At 53.1% G+C, this 21576-nt stretch carries 18 protein-coding genes; 13 read left to right on the forward strand and 5 right to left on the reverse strand.

Annotated features, from left to right (window positions below):
- Positions 1–50 precede the first annotated feature (50 nt).
- The 7 genes from JFC11_RS10095 to JFC11_RS10125 all read left to right on the forward strand — a co-directional run bounded on the left by JFC11_RS10095 (position 51) and on the right by JFC11_RS10125 (position 6151).
- Positions 51–452, forward strand: a complete 402-nt coding sequence (locus tag JFC11_RS10095) for a type IV pilin protein (protein WP_198349492.1) — start codon at positions 51–53, stop codon at positions 450–452.
- Entirely contained in the window at positions 453–860 is a 408-nt protein-coding gene (locus JFC11_RS10100; RefSeq protein WP_198349493.1) for a type IV pilus modification PilV family protein, read from the forward strand. It abuts the gene before it with no gap.
- Between the two features lie 13 nt (positions 861–873).
- Positions 874–1347: a PilW family protein gene (locus tag JFC11_RS10105; RefSeq protein ID WP_198349494.1), complete on the forward strand. Its 474-nt coding sequence runs from the start codon at positions 874–876 to the stop codon at positions 1345–1347.
- 29 nt (positions 1348–1376) lie between these two features.
- Positions 1377–1871, forward strand: a complete 495-nt coding sequence (locus JFC11_RS10110) for a pilus assembly PilX family protein (protein WP_231658062.1) — start codon at positions 1377–1379, stop codon at positions 1869–1871.
- A gap of 49 nt (positions 1872–1920) precedes the next feature.
- On the forward strand, positions 1921–2943 hold the full coding sequence (locus tag JFC11_RS10115; protein ID WP_198349495.1) for a tryptophan--tRNA ligase: 1023 nt from the start codon (positions 1921–1923) through the stop codon (positions 2941–2943).
- Positions 2944–3080: 137 nt separating this feature from the next.
- Positions 3081–4292, forward strand: coding sequence for a YeeE/YedE family protein (locus JFC11_RS10120; protein ID WP_198349496.1), 1212 nt, complete (start codon positions 3081–3083; stop codon positions 4290–4292).
- A 179-nt stretch (positions 4293–4471) separates the two neighbouring features.
- A complete protein-coding gene (locus JFC11_RS10125; RefSeq protein WP_038478362.1) occupies positions 4472–6151 on the forward strand; it encodes an NAD-dependent malic enzyme in 1680 nt (559 codons plus the stop codon).
- Between the two features lie 90 nt (positions 6152–6241).
- Here the strand turns inward: JFC11_RS10125 and acnA are convergent, their stop codons facing one another.
- Positions 6242–8974, reverse strand: coding sequence for an aconitate hydratase AcnA (acnA, locus tag JFC11_RS10130; RefSeq protein ID WP_038478360.1), 2733 nt, complete (start codon positions 8972–8974; stop codon positions 6242–6244).
- A gap of 272 nt (positions 8975–9246) precedes the next feature.
- Here acnA and trxB point away from each other — a divergent pair, with 272 nt between their 5' ends.
- A complete protein-coding gene (trxB, locus tag JFC11_RS10135; protein ID WP_038478357.1) occupies positions 9247–10197 on the forward strand; it encodes a thioredoxin-disulfide reductase in 951 nt (316 codons plus the stop codon).
- A gap of 28 nt (positions 10198–10225) precedes the next feature.
- Here the strand turns inward: trxB and JFC11_RS10140 are convergent, their stop codons facing one another.
- Entirely contained in the window at positions 10226–10750 is a 525-nt protein-coding gene (locus tag JFC11_RS10140) for a GspH/FimT family protein (protein ID WP_038478354.1), read from the reverse strand.
- Positions 10751–10829: 79 nt separating this feature from the next.
- On the opposite strand from JFC11_RS10140, the gene thiO reads away from it, so the two are divergent.
- Entirely contained in the window at positions 10830–11939 is a 1110-nt protein-coding gene (thiO, locus tag JFC11_RS10145) for a glycine oxidase ThiO (RefSeq protein WP_120387330.1), read from the forward strand.
- 32 nt (positions 11940–11971) lie between these two features.
- Here thiO and JFC11_RS10150 read toward each other — a convergent pair whose 3' ends face one another.
- Positions 11972–12238, reverse strand: a complete 267-nt coding sequence (locus JFC11_RS10150) for a PP0621 family protein (RefSeq protein ID WP_038478351.1) — start codon at positions 12236–12238, stop codon at positions 11972–11974.
- Positions 12239–12383: 145 nt separating this feature from the next.
- Between JFC11_RS10150 and JFC11_RS10155 the strand changes: the two genes are divergently transcribed.
- A complete protein-coding gene (locus tag JFC11_RS10155; protein ID WP_095603762.1) occupies positions 12384–14018 on the forward strand; it encodes an NAD+ synthase in 1635 nt (544 codons plus the stop codon).
- Between the two features lie 24 nt (positions 14019–14042).
- On the opposite strand, the gene JFC11_RS10160 is transcribed toward JFC11_RS10155, so the two are convergent.
- Together JFC11_RS10160 and JFC11_RS10165 are read right to left on the reverse strand one after the other, a co-directional pair.
- On the reverse strand, positions 14043–15752 hold the full coding sequence (locus JFC11_RS10160; protein WP_198349497.1) for a methyl-accepting chemotaxis protein: 1710 nt from the start codon (positions 15750–15752) through the stop codon (positions 14043–14045).
- 223 nt (positions 15753–15975) lie between these two features.
- On the reverse strand, positions 15976–16791 hold the full coding sequence (locus JFC11_RS10165) for an outer membrane protein assembly factor BamD (RefSeq protein WP_038478342.1): 816 nt from the start codon (positions 16789–16791) through the stop codon (positions 15976–15978).
- A gap of 198 nt (positions 16792–16989) precedes the next feature.
- On the opposite strand from JFC11_RS10165, the gene rluD reads away from it, so the two are divergent.
- From rluD to clpB, 3 genes are all read left to right on the forward strand, one after another.
- The gene (rluD, locus tag JFC11_RS10170; protein WP_198349498.1) at positions 16990–17949 is read left to right on the forward strand and encodes a 23S rRNA pseudouridine(1911/1915/1917) synthase RluD; all 960 of its coding nucleotides are present in this window, start codon (positions 16990–16992) and stop codon (positions 17947–17949) included.
- Positions 17946–18701, forward strand: a complete 756-nt coding sequence (gene pgeF, locus JFC11_RS10175) for a peptidoglycan editing factor PgeF (protein ID WP_038478337.1) — start codon at positions 17946–17948, stop codon at positions 18699–18701. Before rluD ends, pgeF begins: the two co-directional genes overlap by 4 nt.
- 155 nt (positions 18702–18856) lie before the next feature.
- Complete coding sequence (gene clpB / locus JFC11_RS10180) at positions 18857–21436, forward strand: ATP-dependent chaperone ClpB (protein WP_038478334.1); 2580 nt, start codon at positions 18857–18859, stop codon at positions 21434–21436.
- Positions 21437–21576: the final 140 nt, after the last annotated feature.

Here is a 21576-nt window from a genome sequence, read left to right on the forward strand (position 1 = left end):
GGTTTGCGACATACTCAGCGTATGGGCCAACTGATACAGGAGCGCGTTCAGTGCCTTTGCCTTTTGCTAACCGTGCTGGGCGCCAGGAAGCTCGTCAGCACGGTTTTACGCTCATTGAAATGCTGATTGTCGTCGCTATCATTGGCATAGTGGCGGGCATTGCCTACCCCAGTTACACCCGCTATGTTGAGCGTTCGCTACGCACAGATGCTCATGCTGGCCTGCTGCAGGCCGCCGCCGAGCTTGAGCGCTGCTACTCCCGCCAATACGCTTATACCGACTGCTCATTTACTCCCTCTTCTCCCGATGGTAACTATACGATTACAGCCGATGACGGCGGTGAGGACGATGGCGGGTTTTTACTGACGGCGGCAACATCACAAACTGACGGTTGTCACAGCGATATTCAATTTAATGCGCGGGGCGAGCGCCTGCCTGAGGCGTGCTGGTAGATGGTTAGGCAAAGCGGCCTTTCGCTAATCGAGGCGCTTATCGCGCTGGTGATTTTAGCGTTTGGGCTGATAGGCGTCGCCGCGATGCAGGTGACAGCACTGCAAAGCGCTAGTGCAGGCTACACGCAGTCGCTAGCGAACGTCGCAGCGGTAGATGCTCAAGAGCGGATATGGGCAGCGCTTTCCTCATACCAAGACTGCGACACGATTCCGTTAGCCACCATTGAGTCCGCATGGCACAGCCATTGGTTTGCAGGCCAACAGGCGGCGCTTGGCTATGCCCAGGGGCAAGAGAGTCGTATCGACCGCCAAGGCTGCCGGTTTGATGTGGTGGTGCGCCTGCGGACTGAGCCTAATGAGTCCGACGATATCTTCAACTACGTGTTCCAACTTCCCAATCAGCCGTAAAGGTGGGCCTGCCATGGATGTGCAGCGCGGTTTTACGTTAACAGAGCTACTGGTCGCCATGGCCATTGGTATGGTGGTGATTCTAGGTGCTGGACAGCTTTTCTTAAGCACCTTTCATACGTTTAAGCAGGTGGATCAATTGGGGCGGAATCAGGAAGCGCTTCTTTACGCGGCGACATCGATTACCGACACCCTACGCAGGCACGGTGCTACCGGCTCAAACGGAGCGCCTTTTTTTCGCTTGCAGTGCGTGGTGATTGAGTCTGGTTGTCGCTGCACGGTTCAAGATATACAGGAGGCTCAGCCGCTGGTCACCTTTGATTATGATACTGGCGCTAGCTGTGAGCGGGACGAACCGCTTGGAGCGCCCGCCACCAATGGGGTTAGCATGGTGTCACTGCCATTAGGTCGGCAAGGGGCCAATATCGATTTCCACGTTACCCACCGAGAGGCTGTTCTGCAGCCTACGTTTTCGGCTAGCCCATGAGATGTATGGAGTGTGAGCAAGGAGGCGATATGCGGCTTAGACCGCGACCGCAGGAGCAAGGCGCTGCGCTAGTTGTGGTGATGGCGCTGTTAGCTAGCGCGTTGATTATTGGCGTTATTTGCGTGCAATCTGCGTTTGTGGATGAACGCTTAGCGAGTAATTATCGGGCGTCGACGTTAGCGCAAATGCGCGCTGAAATAGCCGCCTCGCAAGCAGTGGCTTCTTTTAGTGAATTGGAGTGGGGAGGCAACGTGCTCACCATCAATAGCGATCAATCTCTCCGCTGGGAAGATGTCGTAGCGCACCCATTAACCACGGTGCTAGGTGATGACTGCGAACATAATAGCTGCTTATTTATGCCCATTGAGCGTGACGGCCAGCCTTGGGTCGTGGCGTTAGGTGCGGTTATTACTAATGCCAATACCGATAGTGAAATGCTGCTAGCGCAAAGCTTACCTGTGTTTATCAAAGTAGAGGAAGGGGAGGAAAGCCATCAGACACAGGCGACGGTGGTTTGGCATTAAGTGTACAATGACTTACCTTTTTTGACCTTTATCCAGCTGGATCCACACTATGAGTCAGACAGCCAAAACCCGCGTGCTGACCGGGATTACCACGACCGGAACGCCACATCTTGGTAACTATGTGGGGGCTATTAAGCCTGCCATTGAGGCAAGCCAAGACCCCAATGTGCAGTCGTTTTACTTTCTTGCTGACTATCACGCGCTGATCAAATGCCAAGATCCGAAGCGTGTGCAAGAGTCGCGTCTGGAAATTGCCGCCACTTGGCTTGCGCTAGGGTTAGATACCGATAACGCCATTTTTTATCGCCAGTCGGATATCGCTGAAATTCCCGAATTAATGTGGATGCTTTCTTGTGTGTGCGCCAAGGGGCTGATGAACCGCGCCCACGCATACAAAGCAGCGGTCGCTGAGAATGAAGAAGCCGGTGACCAAGACCCCGATAAAGGCGTCACTATGGGCTTGTTCGGTTACCCGGTGTTAATGGCCGCCGACATCTTAATGTTTAATGCCAATAAAGTGCCGGTAGGGCGCGACCAAATTCAGCACATTGAAATGGCGCGTGATATCGCCGGACGTTTCAACCACATGTTTAAAGGCCAGTATTTCACTCAACCTGAAGCCGTTGTGGATGAAAAAGGCGAAGTATTGAAGGGCTTGGACGGTCGCAAAATGTCCAAAAGCTATAACAATACGATCCCGCTTTTCTCTAGCGAGAAAAAGCTGCAGAAGCTGGTGCGCAAAATCAAAACCAACTCACTGGAACCCGGTGAGCCTAAAGACCCAGACACCTGCACGCTGTTCCAGATATTCTCAGCGTTCGCCAGCAATGAGGAAGCCGCTGCACTACGCGAGCAGTACGTGGCAGGTATCGGCTGGGGCGATGCGAAGAACCACGTGTTCGATTACTTGAATGCGCACTTAAGTGCCCCCCGCGAGCGTTACATCGCGCTTATGGAAGACCCAGCGCATATCGAAGCGGTGCTGCAAAAAGGTGCCGATCGCGCCAGAGAAGAAGCCGCCATTACCATGGATCGCTTACGTTCCGCGGTAGGCTTAGGGCGCTTTGTTTAATATTCTTTAAAAGCATATGCACTGCTGAATAAAGAATTTCCAGCGTTCTACAGCCAGCGTTAGGCTTATTATTATTGTCCCACTCAGCCAAGCGCCTGTTTTTAACAGGCGCTTTTGGCGTTGTTAGAAGGTGAGCTATGTCGACGATTTCTGCAGTGGCGCCTAGTCAGAACCGGGTGCCATTACTCTCAGCGGCAGCCATCGTGCTGGGCGCGGTGATTATCGGTGTCGTGTTTGGCGCCAATATTGGTCTCTTAATGATTGTTGGCGGCTTGCTTGGGCTGGTGCTGTATCACGCGGCATTTGGCTTTACTGCGGCTTGGCGGGTATTTATCACCGAGCGACGGGGCCGTGGTTTGCGCGCCCAAATGGTGATGTTGGCGATTGCAGTGGTGCTGTTTTTTCCGGCGTTAAGCGCTGGTTCGCTGTTTGGCACCAGCGTGAGTGGTTTTGTTGCGCCGATTGGTATTTCGGTCGTGGTGGGGGCGTTTATCTTTGGTGTGGGCATGCAGTTAGGTGGCGGATGTGCGTCGGGCACGCTGTTTACTGCAGGTGGTGGTAATGCACGAATGTTAATTACGCTGCTGTTCTTTATTGTCGGGTCGGTGATTGGTTCAGCGCATTTTACCTGGTGGCAGAGCTTGCCAGCGTTTCAGCCTGTGTCGCTGGTGAATGTGGCAGGTGCTGGCGGTGGTATCGCGATTAGTTTGGTGCTGTTTACAGCGATTGCTGCGTTTACTGTGATTATGGAAAGGCGTCGCCATGGCCACTTGGAGCAGGCACCGTTGGTCGACAAGCCTGGCAGTCAGCGCTGGTTAACGGGTCCATGGCCGTTGATTGCTGGCGCAGTGGCGCTAGCGCTACTCAATTTCGCAACATTAGCCCTTGCTGGTCGCCCTTGGGGTATTACCTCTGCGTTCGCGTTGTGGGGTGCGAAAGGGTTTGAACTCGTTGGTGGTGATGTCAGTCAGTGGGGTTATTGGCAAGCGCCGGGTAATGCTGCGGCATTAGAGGCGAGTGTATGGAGTGATATCACGACGGTGATGAATGTTGGCATCATGCTGGGTGCGCTTGCCGCAGCGAGCCTAGCTGGGCGCTTTGCTCCCAACTTCCGTATCCCGTTTAAATCCCTATTAGCGGCTGTCATTGGTGGCATCATGCTGGGGTATGGCGCGCGACTGGCATTTGGTTGCAATATTGGCGCTTACTTCAGCGGTATTGCCTCTGGCAGCTTACATGGCTGGATATGGATGGTTGCGGCGTTCGCTGGCAACATGGTGGGCGTAAAGCTACGGCCGTTCTTTTTTAACGGTGTTGAAGGCCGCAAACTTGTCGCTAAAAGCTGCTAGTGGTTGATCAGTTTTAAGGCTTTTTATGAGCGCCTTGGTAGCTACCAAGGCGTTTTTTTATTGCCATTATTTATGTCCCTCCCACCTTTGTCGTATTAGCGTGTTACATTACGGATAAACGCCGCCAACGCCCAGCGTTGCTGCATTGCAATAGCAATCGACATAAAAAGAGAGTGCCTATGTCTACGATGAGTAAACGCCCCCTGTACATTCCTTACGCCGGTCCTTCTTTGCTTGAAATGCCGCTATTGAACAAAGGCAGCGCGTTTACTCAAGAGGAGCGGCTAGCGTTTAACTTGATTGGTTTGTTGCCGCAAAAAGTGGAGACCATTGACGAGCAGTTGTCGAGGGCTTATCGCCAGTATCAACAGTGTCATAGTGATTTAGAGAAGCATATTCATTTGCGTGCCATCCAAGACGACAATGAAACGCTTTACTTTCGCTTGGTCTCCCAGCATCTGGAAGAGATGTTGCCGATTATTTATACCCCCACGGTTGGGCAGGCATGTCAGGAGTTCTCTAATATTTATCGCAATCACCGGGGGCTGTTCATCAGCTATCCGGATCGCGAGCATATGGACGATATCCTGCGCAGTGCCACCAAAGATAACGTTAAGGTGATTGTTGTCACCGATGGCGAGCGGATTTTAGGGCTGGGTGATCAGGGGATTGGTGGAATGGGCATTCCCATCGGTAAACTGGCACTTTATACCGCTTGTGGTGGTATTAGCCCCGCCTATACGTTGCCGATTATGATTGATGTGGGCACTAACAATCAGGCATTGCTGGATGACCCTATGTATATGGGCTGGCGTCATGAGCGGGTTAGTCAGGAAGAGTACGATGCGTTTATGGGGGAGTTTATTGCCGCTGTAAAACGTCGCTGGCCGAACGTTCTGCTGCAGTTCGAAGACTTTGCCCAGGCCAATGCGGTACCGCTTTTAGAGCGCTACCGTGACGATTTGTGCTGCTTTAATGACGATGTGCAAGGTACCGCATCAGTTGTGGTGGGCACCTTAATGGCGGCGTGCCAGGCCCGCGATGAAACGATTGCCCAGCAGCGCGTAGTGTTTGTTGGTGGCGGTTCGGCAGGCTGTGGTATTGCTGAGCAGGTGGTCGTGGCCATGCAGGCAGAAGGTCTGACTGAAAGCGAAGCACGGGCGCGAATATTTATTGTTGATCGAGATGGGTTGATGACCACGGATCAGCCTTGGCAGCGGGATTTTCAGCGCCGTTTGGCCCACGATTCTGAGCTGGTTGCTAACTGGAATGGGCAAGGGCTTGAAGAAACCATTGCCCAAATGAAACCAACGATATTGATTGGTGTGTGCGGCAAGCGCGGTATTTTCACCGAACAAGTGGTGCGCACCATGCACGCGGGCTGCGAACATCCGGTGATTATGCCGCTGTCGAACCCTACTTCTCAGGCAGAAGCGGTACCCGAAGATGTGATTCGCTGGACCGACGGCCAAGCGCTAGTCGCGACTGGTAGCCCTTTTGCACCGGTGGTGTATAACGGCCGCACCTATCCAATTGCCCAGTGCAACAATGCCTATATTTTCCCCGGTATTGGCTTAGGTGTGATTGCCGCGAATGCTAATCGCGTTACTGATGAAATGTTGATGAGCGCCTCTCGGGCGCTGGCGCGCGAAGCGCCGCTGGTTAAGGAGGGCAAGGGCGCACTGCTACCGCCGTTGTCGCGGATTCGTGATATTAGTAAATCGATCGCCTTTGAAGTCGCTGCCCAGGCCCAGCAAAACGGCGTGGCGCTTAAAACAAGCGGCACCGAACTACGTGAGCGTATTGAGAGAGCGTGCTGGTCGCCTGAATACCGTGCTTATCGTCGCAGGGCTTTCTAAGTTTAATAACGGGAAGCGAAACAGCAAAGTGAGCGCAAAAAAAAGCCCCCACCATGGTGGGGGCTATGCAAGCATTGGTAGGTTTTGCCTTTAAGCTGCGCCGATCATTTTGCGCAACACGTAGTGAAGGATACCACCGTGGCGGTAGTAAGCCAGCTCATTGACGGTATCAATTCGGCACTTGGCATCAACGGTGCGCTCCCCATCGTCATTTTTGATGACAATTTTCACGCTGCCTCCTGGGCTTAAATCGCTTAAGCCAGCAATTGATATCTCTTCATCACCGGTCAAACCAAGCGTTTCACGGCTTTCACCTTCAGGGAACTGCAGCGGTACCACGCCCATTCCAATTAGGTTTGAGCGGTGAATACGTTCATAAGACTCGGCAATAACCGCGCGCACACCCAATAAGCGGGTGCCTTTTGCTGCCCAGTCCCGTGAAGAGCCGGTGCCATACTCTTTACCAGCAATCACCACTAGGGGAGTGCCTTCCTCCTTATATTTCATGGCGGCATCGTAAATCGCCATTTGCTCGCCGCTGGGAACGTGGCGGGTCTCACCACCAACAACTCCGTCCAGCATTTCATTTTTAATGCGCACGTTGGCAAAGGTGCCACGCATCATTACTTGATGGTTACCTCGACGTGAGCCGTAGGAGTTGAAGTCGACGGGCTTCACGCCGTGCTCTTGCAGATAACGACCCGCAGGGCTATCGGGTTTGATAGAGCCCGCTGGGGAGATATGGTCGGTCGTCACCGAGTCGCCTAGCAGGGCTAATACACGGGCGTTTTCCACATCTTCAATGGCGTCCGGCTCACGCTCCATGCCTTCGAAAAACGGCGGGTGCTGAATGTAGGTCGATTCAGGCCACTGGTAAACTTTGCTTTCAGGAACGTTGATGGCTTTCCAGGTATCGTCGCCTTCAAATACCGCACCATACTCTTTGCGGAACATCTCAGTGTTGACCTGTTCAACGGCAGTGGCGATATCTGCTTGAGAAGGCCAGATGTCTTTGAGATAAACCGGGTTGCCGTCATTGTCCTGGCCGAGTGGGTCGGTCGTTAAGTTGCACTGTACGTTACCGGCTAACGCATAGGCGACCACCAAGGGCGGTGAGGCGAGCCAGTTCGTTTTGACTAGCGGGTGCACACGGCCTTCAAAGTTTCGGTTGCCTGAAAGCACCGATGCCACGGCAAGGTCGCCGCTGTTGATCGCTTTTTCGATCTCATCGGGCAGCGGGCCGGAGTTGCCGATACATGTTGTACAGCCATAACCCACTAAGTTAAAGCCCAGTGCATTCAGGTCATCGCTTAAGTTCGCGGCTGCTAAGTAATCGGTCACCACTTTGGAGCCGGGGGCAAGCGAGGTCTTAACCCAAGGTTTCGTGGTAAGCCCCTTTTGGCGTGCATTACGTGCCAGCAGCCCGGCTGCCATCATGACGCTTGGGTTGGAGGTGTTGGTACATGAGGTGATAGCGGCAATTACCACGGCACCTGGATCGAGGCTGAAATCCTTATCGTTAAGTTTAACGGCTTGGCTGGTGTCATGTTTAAAGCTCCTCTCAACCCCCACCGCGGTTTGGCCGCCTTCCGAGGAGAGTTTTCCTTTTGCGGTTGTATCTGCGCTGGTGTCCTCTTGCATGAACTTGTCAAAGGCGGCGGCCATGTCTTTCAGCGCCACACGATCTTGGGGGCGTTTCGGGCCGGCAAGACTCGCTTCTACTTCGTCCATGTCGAGGCTGAGAGAGTCGGTAAAGATCGGCTCATCGCCAGGTTCGCGCCATAAGCCCTGCGCTTTGCTGTATGCCTCTACTAACGCAATTTGGTCATCTTCACGGCCGGTGAGACGCATGTAGTTAAGCGTTTCGTCGTCTACTGGGAAAAAGCCGCAGGTAGCGCCATATTCCGGTGCCATATTGGCAATCGTGGCGCGGTCGGCCAGCGGCAAATCCTTAAGGCCGTCACCGTAGAATTCAACAAACTTACCTACCACGCCTTTTTTACGCAGCATCTCAGTAACGGTAAGCACTAGATCAGTGGCGGTAATGCCTTCGCGCAGTTTGCCGTTAAGCTTGAAGCCAACGACTTCCGGAATCAGCATCGAGACCGGCTGGCCAAGCATGGCGGCTTCCGCTTCGATACCGCCGACGCCCCAGCCAAGTACGCCCAGGCCGTTGATCATAGTGGTGTGGGAGTCGGTGCCGACTAAGGTGTCGGGGTAGGCAAACGTCTGGCCATCTTGCTCTTTTGTCCACACTGCGCGACCCAGGTACTCGAGGTTAACCTGGTGGCAAATGCCGGTGCCGGGCGGTACAACGCTAAAGTTGTCGAACGCTTGCTGGCCCCAGCGCAGAAACTCGTAGCGCTCACGGTTGCGCTGCATTTCGATATCGACGTTTTCTTGAAACGCGGCAGCATTGCCGAATTTGTCGACCATCACCGAGTGGTCAATAACCAGATCAACAGGAGAAAGTGGGTTAATACGGGCGGGATCTTCGCCGAGCTTCTCAACGGCAGCGCGCATAGAGGCAAGATCTACAACCCCTGGCACGCCGGTGAAATCTTGCATGAGGACGCGGGCAGGGCGGTAGCCTATTTCACGGCTTGATTTGCCCTCTTTTTGCCAGTCCACTAGCGCCTGAATGTCCTCTTGATCAACACTTTCGTCATCGCCAAAGCGCAGCTGGTTTTCGAGTAGAATTTTGAGCGTTTTGGGTAGCCGGTCAATGTTGCCGAGCGCGTCGGCGGCTTTTGGCAGGCTATAGTAATGATACTGCTGGTTGCCTATTTCTAGCGTGGTGAGCGTATCGGGTATCTTGCCCATTGGTCTCTCCTTTGATTGCTTGGCCTTAAGCGAACTGCTGATCTCAATTTGCTGATCGCAACGCTTAGGCGCGACGGTCACTGCTTTTCTTTAATGTGGCTTATCCCCAGTATGGCTTATCTTGTTAATAGCACATGGGTGTTTCACCCCCAGCTTTCAAGGCGTCTTCGCCTAATAGCGAAGGCTAACCCTTGTAATTGCTTGTACTTGACGCCATTTCAGGCAGACTCTCTTGCAAACGATATCTGCTCAATTGTGACAAAGGTGGTGTCATGGAAACGCGTCATGAACGTTTAATTATTCTTGGTTCCGGCCCTGCCGGGTATACGGCAGCGGTGTACGCAGCCCGTGCTAACTTAAAACCGCTGCTGATTACCGGCCTGCAGGCAGGTGGCCAATTGACCACCACAACCGATGTCGATAACTGGCCCGGCGACGCACAAGGTGTTCAGGGGCCAGAGTTGATGGAGCGCATGAAGCAGCACGCTGAGCGTTTTAATACGGAAGTGTTGTTCGACCATATCAATGAGGTCAGCTTAGGTGAGAAGCCGTATACCTTAAAAGGGGACAGCGGAATTTACACCTGTGATGCGCTGATTATTGCCACCGGTGCCAGCGCACGCTATCTGGGCTTGCCAACCGAGCAGCAATTTATGGGGCAAGGGGTATCTGCGTGTGCTACCTGCGATGGCTTCTTTTATCGTAACCAAGAAGTGATTGTGGTGGGAGGCGGCAACACCGCTGTTGAGGAAGCACTGTACCTCTCAAATATCGCCTCAAAGGTTACTTTGGTGCATCGTCGCGATACGTTGCGCGCCGAGAAAATCCTGCAGGACAAGCTGTTTGAGAAAGTCGAAGCAGGCAAAATTGCCCTTGAGTGGTTTTATGAAGTGGACGAGGTGCTGGGCGATAACTCCGGCGTGACTGGCGTGCGCGTTAAGTCGACTAAAGATGGTTCTACCAAAGAGATTCACGCGCCTGGGTTGTTCATCGCTATCGGTCATAGCCCTAATACGGGGATTTTTGAGGGCCAGTTGGAAATGAACGGCGGCTACATCAAGGTGAAATCAGGCCTTGAAGGCAATGCTACCGCTACTAGTGTGCCAGGTGTCTTTGCCTGTGGTGATGTGATGGATCATATTTATCGTCAGGCGATTACCTCTGCAGGCAGTGGTTGCATGGCAGCGCTAGATGCTGAGCGCTATCTGGATGGCATCGCCTGAGTTAGCCGTGGTTAAACGCCTGTCGTGATCAACAATCGGCGGGCGTTTCATCGATGCGCAGGCGACCCAGTCGGCTGAGCACGAGCACTTTTCCTGGAGCGCTTGCCGCACATATATAAAAACTGCCATTGAAGCCGTTTGCGTGGCCAAGCGTACTATAGCTCACACGCCGCCTGTTACGATTATAAGTGACGGTAGTTGCCTGCTCTTTAGGGAAGACACGAACAACATCGCTGCTGGTTATTTGATTTATCGCGTCCCCCTTGATGACCAGTAGCGCGTTACTCCAGTCGCTGGTGCAGGTGTTTCTTTGCTGATTGGTTGGGCAAACCGTGGCCGTTTTACGCTGCGTGATGGCTGTGTTGCGAGCCAACGAAAAGGCAGACTGCAATCTGTTAATATCGGCGGTAACGGCTGTGCTTCGGCCAAGTGCTTGAAAATTTGGCACTCCCCAGGCGGCTAAGGCTGAAATAAGCAGAAGAGCAATAATAAGTTCGATCAGGGTAAAGCCTTGGATACGCGTGTGTGGAACGCCGTTATTGTTAGCTGGCATGGTGACTCCAGGCGTGTGTTTTTTCTACAGCCTACCTCGCGGTGATCGTTTTTTATGTAAGCCAAAGCGGACAAACGTTGTGAGCAATTTCTTAATTATTGGCGGTGGCGTGATCGGTATGATGACGGCACTGCAGCTAGCAGATGCTGGCCAACAAGTTACTTTAGTGGAGCGCGGCATTTGCGGGCAGGAGTCTTCTTGGGCAGGTGGTGGCATTGTCTCGCCGCTTTACCCATGGCGGTATGCGCCGCCCATCTCGCAACTTTCGCGCTGGTCAGAGGGCGTGTATCCCACGTTGTCGCTACGCTTGTTGGAAGAAACCGGCATTGATCCTGAATATCGCCAGAAAGGGCTGCTCTATCTTAACGTTGACGATGCTGACACTGCGCTTGGTTGGGCGAGAGGCTTAGCCAAGCCGCTGGAGCGTGTTAGCGCTGACTTTGTTCGTCAGAAGGAGCCCATGGTGGCTGCTGCCCAGGAGAGTGCGTTGTGGATGCCGACACTCGGTAGTGTGCGCAACCCACGTCTGGGACAGGCGTTGCGCGCTCGGCTGCTGGCAATGCCGAACGTTGTGCTGAATGAAGGCTGTGAGGTAAATAGTTTTATAACGCATGACCAACAGGTGTTGGGCGTTGCGACCGCGCAAGGGGAGCTGCGCGCTGAAAAGGTGGTGGTATGTGGTGGCGCCTGGACAGCCAGGCTGTTAGAAAGCATAACGATTCGCCTGCCGGTACGCCCCGTAAAAGGCCAAATGATTGCTTATCAAGCGCCGCCAGGATTGGTGCAGCGCGTGGTATTGAAAGATGGTCGCTATATTATCCCGCGTAGCGATGGGTTGCTGTTGGTAGGCTCAACCTTAGAAGAAGCGGGTTTTGATAAAACGACCGACAGTGAAGCACTGGCGTCACTCAAACAGACCGCTGAAAGCATTGTACCTGCGTTGTCAGATTGCCCGGTTGCTTATCATTGGGCAGGGCTGCGCCCTGGCTCCCCGGATGGCATTCCATTTATTGGGGCATTGCCAGGGTGGTCCGATGTTTACGTCAATGCTGGCCACTACCGCAATGGGTTAGTGCTTGCACCAGCCTCTACCCATGTATTGGTTGATCAGCTATTAGGGCGTGAGCCACTTATCGACCCAGCGCCCTTTCAGCCGACGGTAGATCGATTAATGACGGATTTGGCATAGCTTATGGCTGTCGTTGTCTATCGGTAGCGGTTTTAATCGCGGTTCTGCTTATCTTGTTGCTCTTGCAAAAAACGATCCCGATGAGCGCTTGAGCAAAACCACTGTTCGCTATCGCGTAGGGCTTCCTCTTCCGGAACATGGACATCGCACCAGCGGCAGCGCACCATTTGTCCGCCTTCATGGCGTTCGGGTTCACTCTGTTGGTGGGAAAGTTTGCGCTCTCGGTAGAGACCATAAAGTTTCAGGCCCACATAGAACAGCACGGCAAAAATAATCAGCCGAATGATCAAAAGGTTCATCCTCTATGACTCCCATGGTGGGATGTAATAATAGCTAGAGTAACATGAGCGCCGGCTAACCTTTGCCAGTTGGCAGCCCTTGCGGGACAATGTACGTAGGTGAGCGGCAACGTGTTCTAAAGATTCTCAAGAGATTTTAACGCCCATGCAAGACTTAACGCTGGTAATGGCCCAACTCGACCCTTTAGTGGGAGATATTCCCGGCAATGCTGCACGCGCCATTGAAGCGGTGCGCGAAGCGAGGATCGAGCATGGGGCGGATATTGTTGTCTTCCCAGAGCTTTTCTTGTCTGGTTATCCACCGGAAGATCTGCTACTTCGCCCATCGATGGAAGCTCGCTTGCGTGAAGCGCGGGCGAAGATGGCAGAAAAAATCGCCCGCGATGTGCTGGTGATTATTGGCTATCCGGGCGTTCGTGAAGGAAAGCGCTATAACCTGGCGGGTGTGCTGTATAACGGCCAATGGGAAGCGGAGTATGCCAAGCAGGCACTGCCGAACTATCAGGTGTTTGATGAGCAGCGCTACTTTACGCCTGGCACCAAACCGCTGGTTTACGAGCACAAAGGCGCCAAGCTAGGGCTGCTGATTTGTGAAGACCTTTGGGAAGGTACGCCGGTTAATGCAGCCCGCGAAGCCGGGGCAGAAGTACTGATCAGCTTAAACGCCTCGCCCTATCATCAGGATAAGCCCAGCGAGCGCTTGCGCCTGTTAGAGCAGCGTGCCCAGGATGTAAACCGCCCGATTGTGTATGTGAACACGATCGGTGGGCAGGACGAGCTGGTTTTCGACGGTGGTTCTAGCTGTGTAGACGCCCAAGGCGAACTCAAAGTGCTGGCGCCTTCTTGGCAAGCAGGCTTAATGCCCGTTCAACTGCTGCAAACGAGCGCTGATACGTGGGAACCCCAAGTGGGTGAAATTGAGCCAGAGGTTGAGCCTGAAGAGAGCCTTTACTGTGCGTTGGTGACAGGGCTGCGCGACTACGTCAATAAAAGTGGTTTTAAAGGCGTTGTTCTGGGGCTTTCCGGTGGTATCGATTCCGCTCTTTCCTTAGCGATTGCCGTCGATGCGCTGGGCCCCCAGCGTGTGCAAGCAGTGATGATGCCTTATCACTATACGGCGGATATCTCGAAGCAGGACGCTGCCGAACAGGCGGATATGCTGGGCGTTCATTATGACGTAATGCCTATCGAGCCGATGGTCGAAGCGTTTATGGGCACTTTGGCAGAAAGTTTCGCGGGCACCGAGCGGGATACTACGGAAGAGAACCTGCAGTCGCGCTGTCGCGGCGTTCTGTTGATGGCGATCTCCAATAAGAAAGGCCTGATGGTGCTTACGACCGGCAATAAAAGCGAAATGGCCGTGGGTTACGCCACGCTTTATGGCGACATGGTGGGCGGCTATAACGCCATCAAAGATGTCTACAAAACCTGGGTGTATCGTTTGGCCCGCTGGCGCAATACCCAATCGCCCGCTATTCCAGAGCGAGTGATTGAGCGCCCGCCCAGTGCAGAGCTGGCGCCCGACCAGCAAGACAGTGACTCGTTGCCTGATTACGACGTGCTAGACGCCATTCTGGTGAGCTACATTGAAGGCGATATGAGTGCTGAGGCAATTATCGCCGCTGGGTTTGATGAGGAAGATGTTTATAAAGTAGTGAAGCTTGTTGATCGCTGTGAATATAAGCGCCGCCAAGCCCCGGTCGGAGTACGGGTCACGCCCAGAGGGTTTGGGCGCGACCGGCGCTACCCGATTGTTAATGGCTGGCAGCCTGGCGATTAGAGCGTCAGCGTTTGCTCGATTGACTTAAAAACTGTCCCACGCAGATTCGGCGGGTTGGCGCTTTAAGGCTGTTAAGCTTGGAGCGTTATTCGTCGCCGGATTTTGTGTCTGGCGGGTGCTTGTCACTGTTTGCGCATGAGCATGTTGTTGGCTGGCTGGTAACTTGAAAACGCTCATAGCATGTAACAATTGGTGTGCGTTTTGGCGTAAATGATTCGCAGCATTTGCGCTCTCTTCCACAAGCGCAGCGTTTTGCTGGGTCACTTGATCCATCTCGGTGATCGCTTGGCCAACTTCTTGTACACCAGTACTCTGTTCAGCGCTAGCATGACTAATTTCCTGCATAATCTTGGTCACTCGCTCAATCGCTGCCACAATATCTTCGGTTGATTTGCTGGCCTCTTCAGCGCGTGTGTTGCCATGATTGACCCGCTCCAAGTTATTAGAAATCAAATCGTTTATTTCTCTTGCGGCATCAGCGCTGCGTTGCGCAAGTTTACGAACTTCCTCTGCAACCACAGCAAATCCACGACCATGCTCCCCAGCCCGAGCAGCTTCTACAGAGGCATTCAAGGCAAGAATGTTGGTTTGAAAAGCAATGGCATCAATGGTTGAAATAATGCCGGCGATTTCTTGCGAGCTTTTGTTGAGGTCGTTCATGGTAGCGACTACTTGATGCACGGCTTCGCCGCCTTGGATCGCGGTTTTTGAAGCACTGGCGGCTTCCTGGCTGGCTTGCTGTGAATTGTCTGCGTTGAGTTTGACCGTGCTGTTGAGTTGCTCCATTGCTGATGCTGTTTCTGCTAGTGCGCTGGCCTGTTCTTCAGTGCGTGAAGAGAGGTCGTTATTTCCTTCGGCAATTTGTTCACTATTGGATGCCACCGCCTCGGCTGACGAGCGAACTTGCGATACGATTGCTTGCAGTTGTTTAGACATCGCTACTTGTGATGCCATGATACTGCTGGTATCGCCTTTCTTGAGGTACGGTTGAGTTGTCAGTTCGCCGCGCCCGATAGCTTCCGCAAACACTTTCACTTGACGGGGTTCTGCGCCTAATTCGCGAAGCAACTGACGTGTTAGAAATATCGCAATCGCCCCGCCTATCAACACGGCAAACAGTGTCAGCCCCAGCATTTGTAGTTGAAACCCTGATGCGGTGCTACGAGCAGCGGCGGTGGAAGCGTTATTAATCTGTTCCTGCAGGTTGATAAATTGATTGATGCGGTTAAGCCACTCGGCATAGGCCGGGCCAGCTTGCTCTAGCGTCAAGGTTTGAGCGCGACTAAGGGCGTTAGCAGTGTTGGCATCGAGCACTTGCTGGGTAAGCGCTTGGGTGGTTTCTGATTGATTGTTGATAGTAGAAAGAATGCTTTGCTCTTGGGGCGTTGTATCGGTTTCGCCCATGACCTGCTGCATGCTTTCAATCGCTGTATCGTAGTTGGCAGCTAGCCTTCTCATCTCTTCATTTAGTGTCGTCAGGCGGCTGGCATCCGTCGTCATTACGATGTCGCGTAGCGCAATGGCGCGGTCGTGAACACTGCCGCGCATATCAACTGCGAAGCGCTGTTTAGCGCCGTTCACGTCATTAATTGACGTCAATCCACGGTCAATTTGGTTAACTTGATAAATACCGATAGCTGTTAAAAGAACAAGTAATGCAAGCAGGGTAGAAAAAGCAAATGTGAGACGGGTGCTGATATTGGTTTCTGAAAACCAAGATTTGGGGGCGGGCATCCAATGAACTCCAAGCAGGTGCTTTATTATTAAGGTGAAAGAAATATAGTTCTTTGCATAATGTTCGTACAACTTATTTTTAGATATAGAGGTTTTTTTATTTTGTTAACATCATGTAAGTAAAAGTTTTTTGTAGGTAAAACAAAAAAACCACGCCGAGGCGTGGTTTTTTGATAAGCACTTTGTACAGCTCTGTATGAGTCAAGGCTACCTAAAACGGCTATTAATTATCTGCGTTACCATGTTTGGGCATAAAGCGATTGCCTCGTAGCTGCTCATGGTCTGGCGCATTTTCTCGCAGAACGACAAGTACTTCATTGGCGCGATCGTCCATACCAAGCCCTTGATAGCCTTCTACCATGGTTGCCAGCGCGTCACGCGTTGCGTTGGACTCCGGATAGTTTTCAATCACCCAGCGACCTCGTTCAACGGCGGCCAGGAAGGCACCGCGACGCAAGTAGTAGTCGGCCACGTGCAGTTCATGGCGTGCCAGCAACTCACGCAGATACACAATGCGTTGCTGGGCATCCGGGGCATATTCGCTTTGGGGAAAGCGCTGAATTAATTCGCGGAAGTCGTTGTAAGCATCCCGTGAAGCACCCAAGTCACGCTTAGAAATATCAATCAGGCGCAAGCGTTCAAGGCTAAATCGCCCTGCCTGCCAAGCGGAAAGGCCGCGCAGGTAGTAGGCGTAATCCACTTGAGGGTGATCAGGGTGCAAGCGAATAAAGCGGCTGGCAGCGGCGCGTGCCTCTTCCCAGTTGCTGTTTTCGTAGTAAGCATAAATTAGCTCAAGCTGAGCTTGTTCGGCATGGGGGCCAAATGGGTAGCGGGTATCAAGCGCTTCCAGTCGCTCAATGGCAATTGGGAAACGGTTGCTATCCAGCGCTGTGCGGGCAAGCTCATAGAGCTCGCGTTCTTGCACACCTGAGAATTCATCCTCTTCTTCAGGTGTGGTGTCGTTACTGGCACAGCCTGCCAAAAGGGCAAGGCTTAAGGCTAGAACGCCAAAGCGGTTGGCAGCGGAAAAAGCGCGCATCATCATCCTCGTTGCAAACAAGCCTCAATCACCGAAAAGCGACGATGGCCATAAGTAGAAATGGTAGAATAGGTCGCAGTTCGCCCACTATAAATCACCTAGACGCAAAACGCAGGCTTAGCGACACTCTAATGCCGTTTGAAGAGTTAAAAAGCATTATAGGGTAGCTGCGGTGTTTGCGTCTTAAAGAGGTTGTTCATGTCTCGTATTGTTGAAGCCACGCAGCGAGTACCCGCGACATTAGCTGGTGCGCGTTTAGACCAAGCCGCAGCTGAGTTGTTCAGCGATTATTCCCGCGAGCGTTTGAAAGCGTGGATCAACGCCGGTGAGCTCACCGTCGACGGCGCTAAAGTAAAACCGAAGGCCAAGCTGCACGGCCACGAAACATTAGCGCTAAAAGCGACTATTGAAGACGATACTCGTTTTGAGCCCCAAGATATTCCGCTTGATATCGTTTATGAAGACGACGCGGTAATAGTCATCAACAAGGCCGCGGGCATGGTGGTTCATCCCGCCGCGGGCAACCCTGATGGCACATTGTTGAATGCGTTGCTCCATCATCATCCTGCACTGGCAGAAGTGCCTCGGGCGGGAATCGTACATCGCCTGGATAAAGACACCACTGGTCTAATGATGGTGGCGAAAACGTTGCCCGCACAAACGACGCTGGTTGAGCAGTTGCAGGCGCGCAGCGTTTCTCGTCAATATGATGCAGTGGTGATTGGCAAGCCCGTGTCGGGCAGCACCATTGACGCGCCCATTGGTCGGCACCCAAAAGATCGCAAGCGCCAAGCGGTCACGGCTTCTGGGAAACCGGCAGTGACTCACTTTCGGGTGGTTGAGCGTTTCCGCGCGCATACCCATGTGCGTTGCCAGTTGGAAACCGGGCGTACCCATCAAATTCGCGTTCATATGGCTCATGCCCGCTACCCATTGATTGGCGATCCGCTCTATAGTGGCCGTGCCAAGCTGCCGCCGGGTGCTGCTGCGCCGCTAAAAGAGATTTTGCGTGAATTTCCGCGTCAGGCGCTGCATGCTCGGAAGCTCAGTTTTGTGCATCCGGTGAGTGGTGAAACGCTTACTTTTTATGCCGACTTGCCCGATGATCTACTGATGTTGTTGGATTACCTGCGCGAAGATAGTGAGACCATGAGATGAGCGACGCGATTGATCTAAAGCCCACGCTACTGTTACCTGATTGGCCAGCCCCCGCGAATGTACGGGCGTTTGTGACCACTCGGGAAACAGGGCCGAGCCAGGATGATTTTGCCGCTTTTAATCCAGCGAGCCACGTAGGCGATAATGCTGATCATGTCGCGCTATGTCGGCGTTTGTTGCACAAAGAAATCGGCGATGATCGACCGCTGCTGTGGCTTAACCAAACCCATGGCGCACGCGTTCAGCAGGCGTATCAAGACGATACGCCGGAAGCAGACGCCTCGGTTGCCAGCAGCAACGACTATGCTTGTGTGGTGCTAACCGCAGACTGCTTGCCGGTGATGTTCTGCAATCGCCAAGGGACTCAGGTAGCCGTTGCCCACGCGGGCTGGCGCGGGCTGGCGGGTGGCGTGTTGGAAGCGACCGTCGCCGCTATGAACTGCGATCCTGACGACATTTTGGTATGGCTCGGGCCGGCTATTTCGAATGCCCAATTTGAGGTAGGACCAGAAGTGTATGGTGCCTTTGTTGCGGTACACCCTGAGACCGCTGAAGCGTTTGACCACAGCCCTTATCGTCTTGGTCACTATATGGCGGATCTTTATCGCTTGGCGCGCTTTCGTTTAGAAGCGCTGGGGATTCATCACATCAGCGGAGGCCACTTCTGCACGGCCTGCGAGTCGCGTTTTTACTCCTACCGCCGAGACAATGGCAGCACTGGACGCATGGCAAGTGTGATCTGGATCAATTAAGTAGTGTTATTCCTTCGAGCTTGTTATACACAGCTCTTGAAATGCGTGGAACTGACTCCATTAAACTTGTCAAGCTAAACGTTTTTAGCACATTAAAGACAAGTTATTGGGAAACACCGTGGGTCCAAACGCACGGCACCCCCAGGAGGAATTCCATGCGATTCGATAAATTTACTGCCAAATTACAGGCCGCTATTTCTGAGGCACAATCCCTTGCGGTTGGGCACGGCCATAATCAGCTTGATCCCGCGCACTTATTGCTTGCGTTACTCGATACCAAAGACACTGGCATTAAAGCCCTGGTTGAAAAAGCTGGGGGCAGTAGCTCGCGCCTGCGCGACGGTTTGCAGAAGCAGCTAGATAACTTACCTAAAGTAAGCCAGTTCGACGGTGACGTTCAGCCATCTCGCGACTTCATCAAACTATTCAATTTAACTGACCGGGAAGCGCAGAAGCGTGGCGACCAGTTCATTGCCAGTGAATTGGTACTTCTGGCTGCACTGGAAATGAACAGTGCGATCACCAAACTGATGAAAGAGTCAGGGCTCAACCGGAAGGCCCTGGAAGCCGCAATCAATAGCTTGCGCGGTGGTGCTAAGGTCGACGACCCGAATGCCGAAGACCAGCGCGAAGCGCTTAATAAATACACCATGGATCTAACCCAGCGTGCATTAGATGGCAAGTTGGATCCAGTGATTGGTCGTGATGATGAAATTCGCCGCACGATTCAGGTGCTGCAGCGTCGTACCAAAAATAACCCGGTACTGATCGGTGAGCCAGGGGTGGGTAAAACCGCCATTGTTGAAGGGCTGGCTCAGCGTATTGTGAACGGTGAAGTGCCTGAAGGCCTGAAAGAGAAACGCGTCCTTTCCTTGGATATGGGCTCACTGCTGGCAGGCGCCAAATTCCGTGGCGAGTTTGAAGAGCGTCTGAAAGCGGTGCTTAAAGAGCTTTCCCAGGAAGAAGGCCGGGTCATCCTGTTTATTGATGAGCTGCACACCATGGTGGGCGCGGGTAAGGCTGAAGGTGCGATGGATGCAGGCAACATGCTTAAGCCCGCGCTGGCGCGTGGCGAGCTGCACTGCGTAGGCGCGACCACCCTGGATGAGTACCGCAAATACATTGAAAAAGACGCCGCGCTGGAGCGTCGCTTCCAGAAGGTGTTGGTCGATGAGCCCTCTGAAGAGGACACGGTAGCTATTCTGCGCGGTTTAAAAGAGCGTTACGAAGTCCACCACGGCGTGGATATTACTGATTCGGCGATTATCGCCGCGGCCAAGCTCTCTACCCGCTATATCACTGATCGGCAGTTGCCCGATAAAGCCATTGACCTGATCGATGAGGCAGCGTCACGTATCCGCATGGAACTGGACTCTAAGCCTGAAGAGATGGATAGGCTGGATCGTCGCCTAATCCAGCTGAAGATGGAGCGCGAAGCGCTTAAGAAAGAGACCGACGAGGCCACTAAGAAACGCCTTGAGGCGCTGAACAACCAGATCCACGAGTTAGAGCGCGAATACGCTGACTTGGATGAAATCTGGAAAGCTGAAAAAGCCAGCATTCAGGGCGCAGCCCAGTTTAAAGCGGAGTTGGAGCAGGCGCGCATTGACCTTGAACAAGCGCGTCGCCAGGGCGATCTAGGTCGTATGTCAGAGATTCAGTACGGCAAAATTCCGGCGCTTGAGAAGAAAATCAGCGAAGCGGGTGAAGGCGAAGCTGATATTGCCAGCCACCAGCTGCTGCGCTCAAACGTTACCGAAGAAGAGATTGCCGAGGTGGTTTCTCGCTGGACAGGCATACCTGTCTCCAAAATGTTGGAAGGCGAGAGAGACAAGCTACTGCGCATGGAAGAAGCGCTGCATGAGCGAGTGATTGGCCAGCATGAAGCGGTAGAGGCCGTGGCTAACGCCGTGCGCCGCTCGCGGGCAGGGTTGTCTGACCCCAATCGACCCAACGGCTCGTTCCTGTTCCTCGGCCCAACCGGGGTGGGTAAAACAGAGCTATGTAAGTCGCTGGCTAACTTCTTGTTCGATACTGAAGAGGCGATGGTGCGTATCGACATGTCGGAGTTTATGGAGAAGCACTCCGTGGCTCGCTTGATTGGTGCGCCCCCAGGCTATGTAGGTTATGAAGAGGGTGGCTACTTAACTGAGGCGGTGCGTCGTAAGCCCTACTCGGTGCTGTTACTGGACGAAGTGGAAAAAGCGCATCCGGATGTATTCAATATCCTGCTGCAAGTGTTGGAGGATGGCCGCTTAACTGATGGGCAAGGTCGTACAGTCGATTTCCGTAATACGGTGATCGTGATGACCTCTAACATGGGCTCGGACATCATCCAGCGCATGGGTGGAGATGATAACGACTACGAAGTCATGAAAAATGCAGTGATGGAAGTGGTGGGTAACCATTTCCGCCCTGAATTGATTAACCGCATTGATGAGGTGGTGGTGTTCCACGCCCTTGGCCAAGAGCAAATTCAGGCGATTGCCGGTATTCAGTTAGAGCGTTTGAAAGTTCGCTTGGCTGAGCATGACCTGAGCCTGGAAATTAGCGATGACGCCATGGCCCAGCTGGCGGTGGTCGGTTTCGACCCAGTGTATGGCGCAAGGCCGCTGAAGCGGGCGATCCAAAGCCGCATCGAGAACCCATTGGCTCAAGACCTGCTGGCGGGCAAATATGCCCCTGGCGACACTATTCATATCAGTGCGAGTGAAGGCAAGCTAGTATTTGAGTAATTTACGCGTGGGCAATTAAAATTCCCACGTCCTCAACTAGCCTGCGCAATGAACTTCAGCAAGCCTGCGCAATGAACCTCAGTAAGCCTGCGCAATGAAATAGTGCAAAAGCCTCGTTAGCTCTGCTAGCGGGGCTTTTT

Source organism: Vreelandella alkaliphila (assembly GCF_016107625.1).
Taxonomy (GTDB): Bacteria; Pseudomonadota; Gammaproteobacteria; order Pseudomonadales; family Halomonadaceae; genus Vreelandella; species Vreelandella alkaliphila.

What these genes read in the sequence shown, in the direction of transcription:
- JFC11_RS10115 (WP_198349495.1), top strand. Translation starts at nt 1,921, where the DNA reads ATGAGTCAGACAGCCAAAACCCGCGTGCTGACCGGGATTACCACGACC.
- pgeF (WP_038478337.1), top strand. Translation starts at nt 17,946, where the DNA reads ATGAGCGACGCGATTGATCTAAAGCCCACGCTACTGTTACCTGATTGG.
- JFC11_RS10140 (WP_038478354.1), bottom strand. Translation starts at nt 10,750, where the DNA reads ATGCCAGCTAACAATAACGGCGTTCCACACACGCGTATCCAAGGCTTT.
- JFC11_RS10155 (WP_095603762.1), top strand. Translation starts at nt 12,384, where the DNA reads ATGCAAGACTTAACGCTGGTAATGGCCCAACTCGACCCTTTAGTGGGA.
- JFC11_RS10150 (WP_038478351.1), bottom strand. Translation starts at nt 12,238, where the DNA reads ATGAACCTTTTGATCATTCGGCTGATTATTTTTGCCGTGCTGTTCTAT.
- clpB (WP_038478334.1), top strand. Translation starts at nt 18,857, where the DNA reads ATGCGATTCGATAAATTTACTGCCAAATTACAGGCCGCTATTTCTGAG.
- JFC11_RS10160 (WP_198349497.1), bottom strand. Translation starts at nt 15,752, where the DNA reads ATGCCCGCCCCCAAATCTTGGTTTTCAGAAACCAATATCAGCACCCGT.
- JFC11_RS10100 (WP_198349493.1), top strand. Translation starts at nt 453, where the DNA reads ATGGTTAGGCAAAGCGGCCTTTCGCTAATCGAGGCGCTTATCGCGCTG.
- JFC11_RS10125 (WP_038478362.1), top strand. Translation starts at nt 4,472, where the DNA reads ATGTCTACGATGAGTAAACGCCCCCTGTACATTCCTTACGCCGGTCCT.
- rluD (WP_198349498.1), top strand. Translation starts at nt 16,990, where the DNA reads ATGTCTCGTATTGTTGAAGCCACGCAGCGAGTACCCGCGACATTAGCT.
- JFC11_RS10105 (WP_198349494.1), top strand. Translation starts at nt 874, where the DNA reads ATGGATGTGCAGCGCGGTTTTACGTTAACAGAGCTACTGGTCGCCATG.
- acnA (WP_038478360.1), bottom strand. Translation starts at nt 8,974, where the DNA reads ATGGGCAAGATACCCGATACGCTCACCACGCTAGAAATAGGCAACCAG.
- trxB (WP_038478357.1), top strand. Translation starts at nt 9,247, where the DNA reads ATGGAAACGCGTCATGAACGTTTAATTATTCTTGGTTCCGGCCCTGCC.
- JFC11_RS10165 (WP_038478342.1), bottom strand. Translation starts at nt 16,791, where the DNA reads ATGCGCGCTTTTTCCGCTGCCAACCGCTTTGGCGTTCTAGCCTTAAGC.
- JFC11_RS10120 (WP_198349496.1), top strand. Translation starts at nt 3,081, where the DNA reads ATGTCGACGATTTCTGCAGTGGCGCCTAGTCAGAACCGGGTGCCATTA.
- JFC11_RS10110 (WP_231658062.1), top strand. Translation starts at nt 1,377, where the DNA reads ATGCGGCTTAGACCGCGACCGCAGGAGCAAGGCGCTGCGCTAGTTGTG.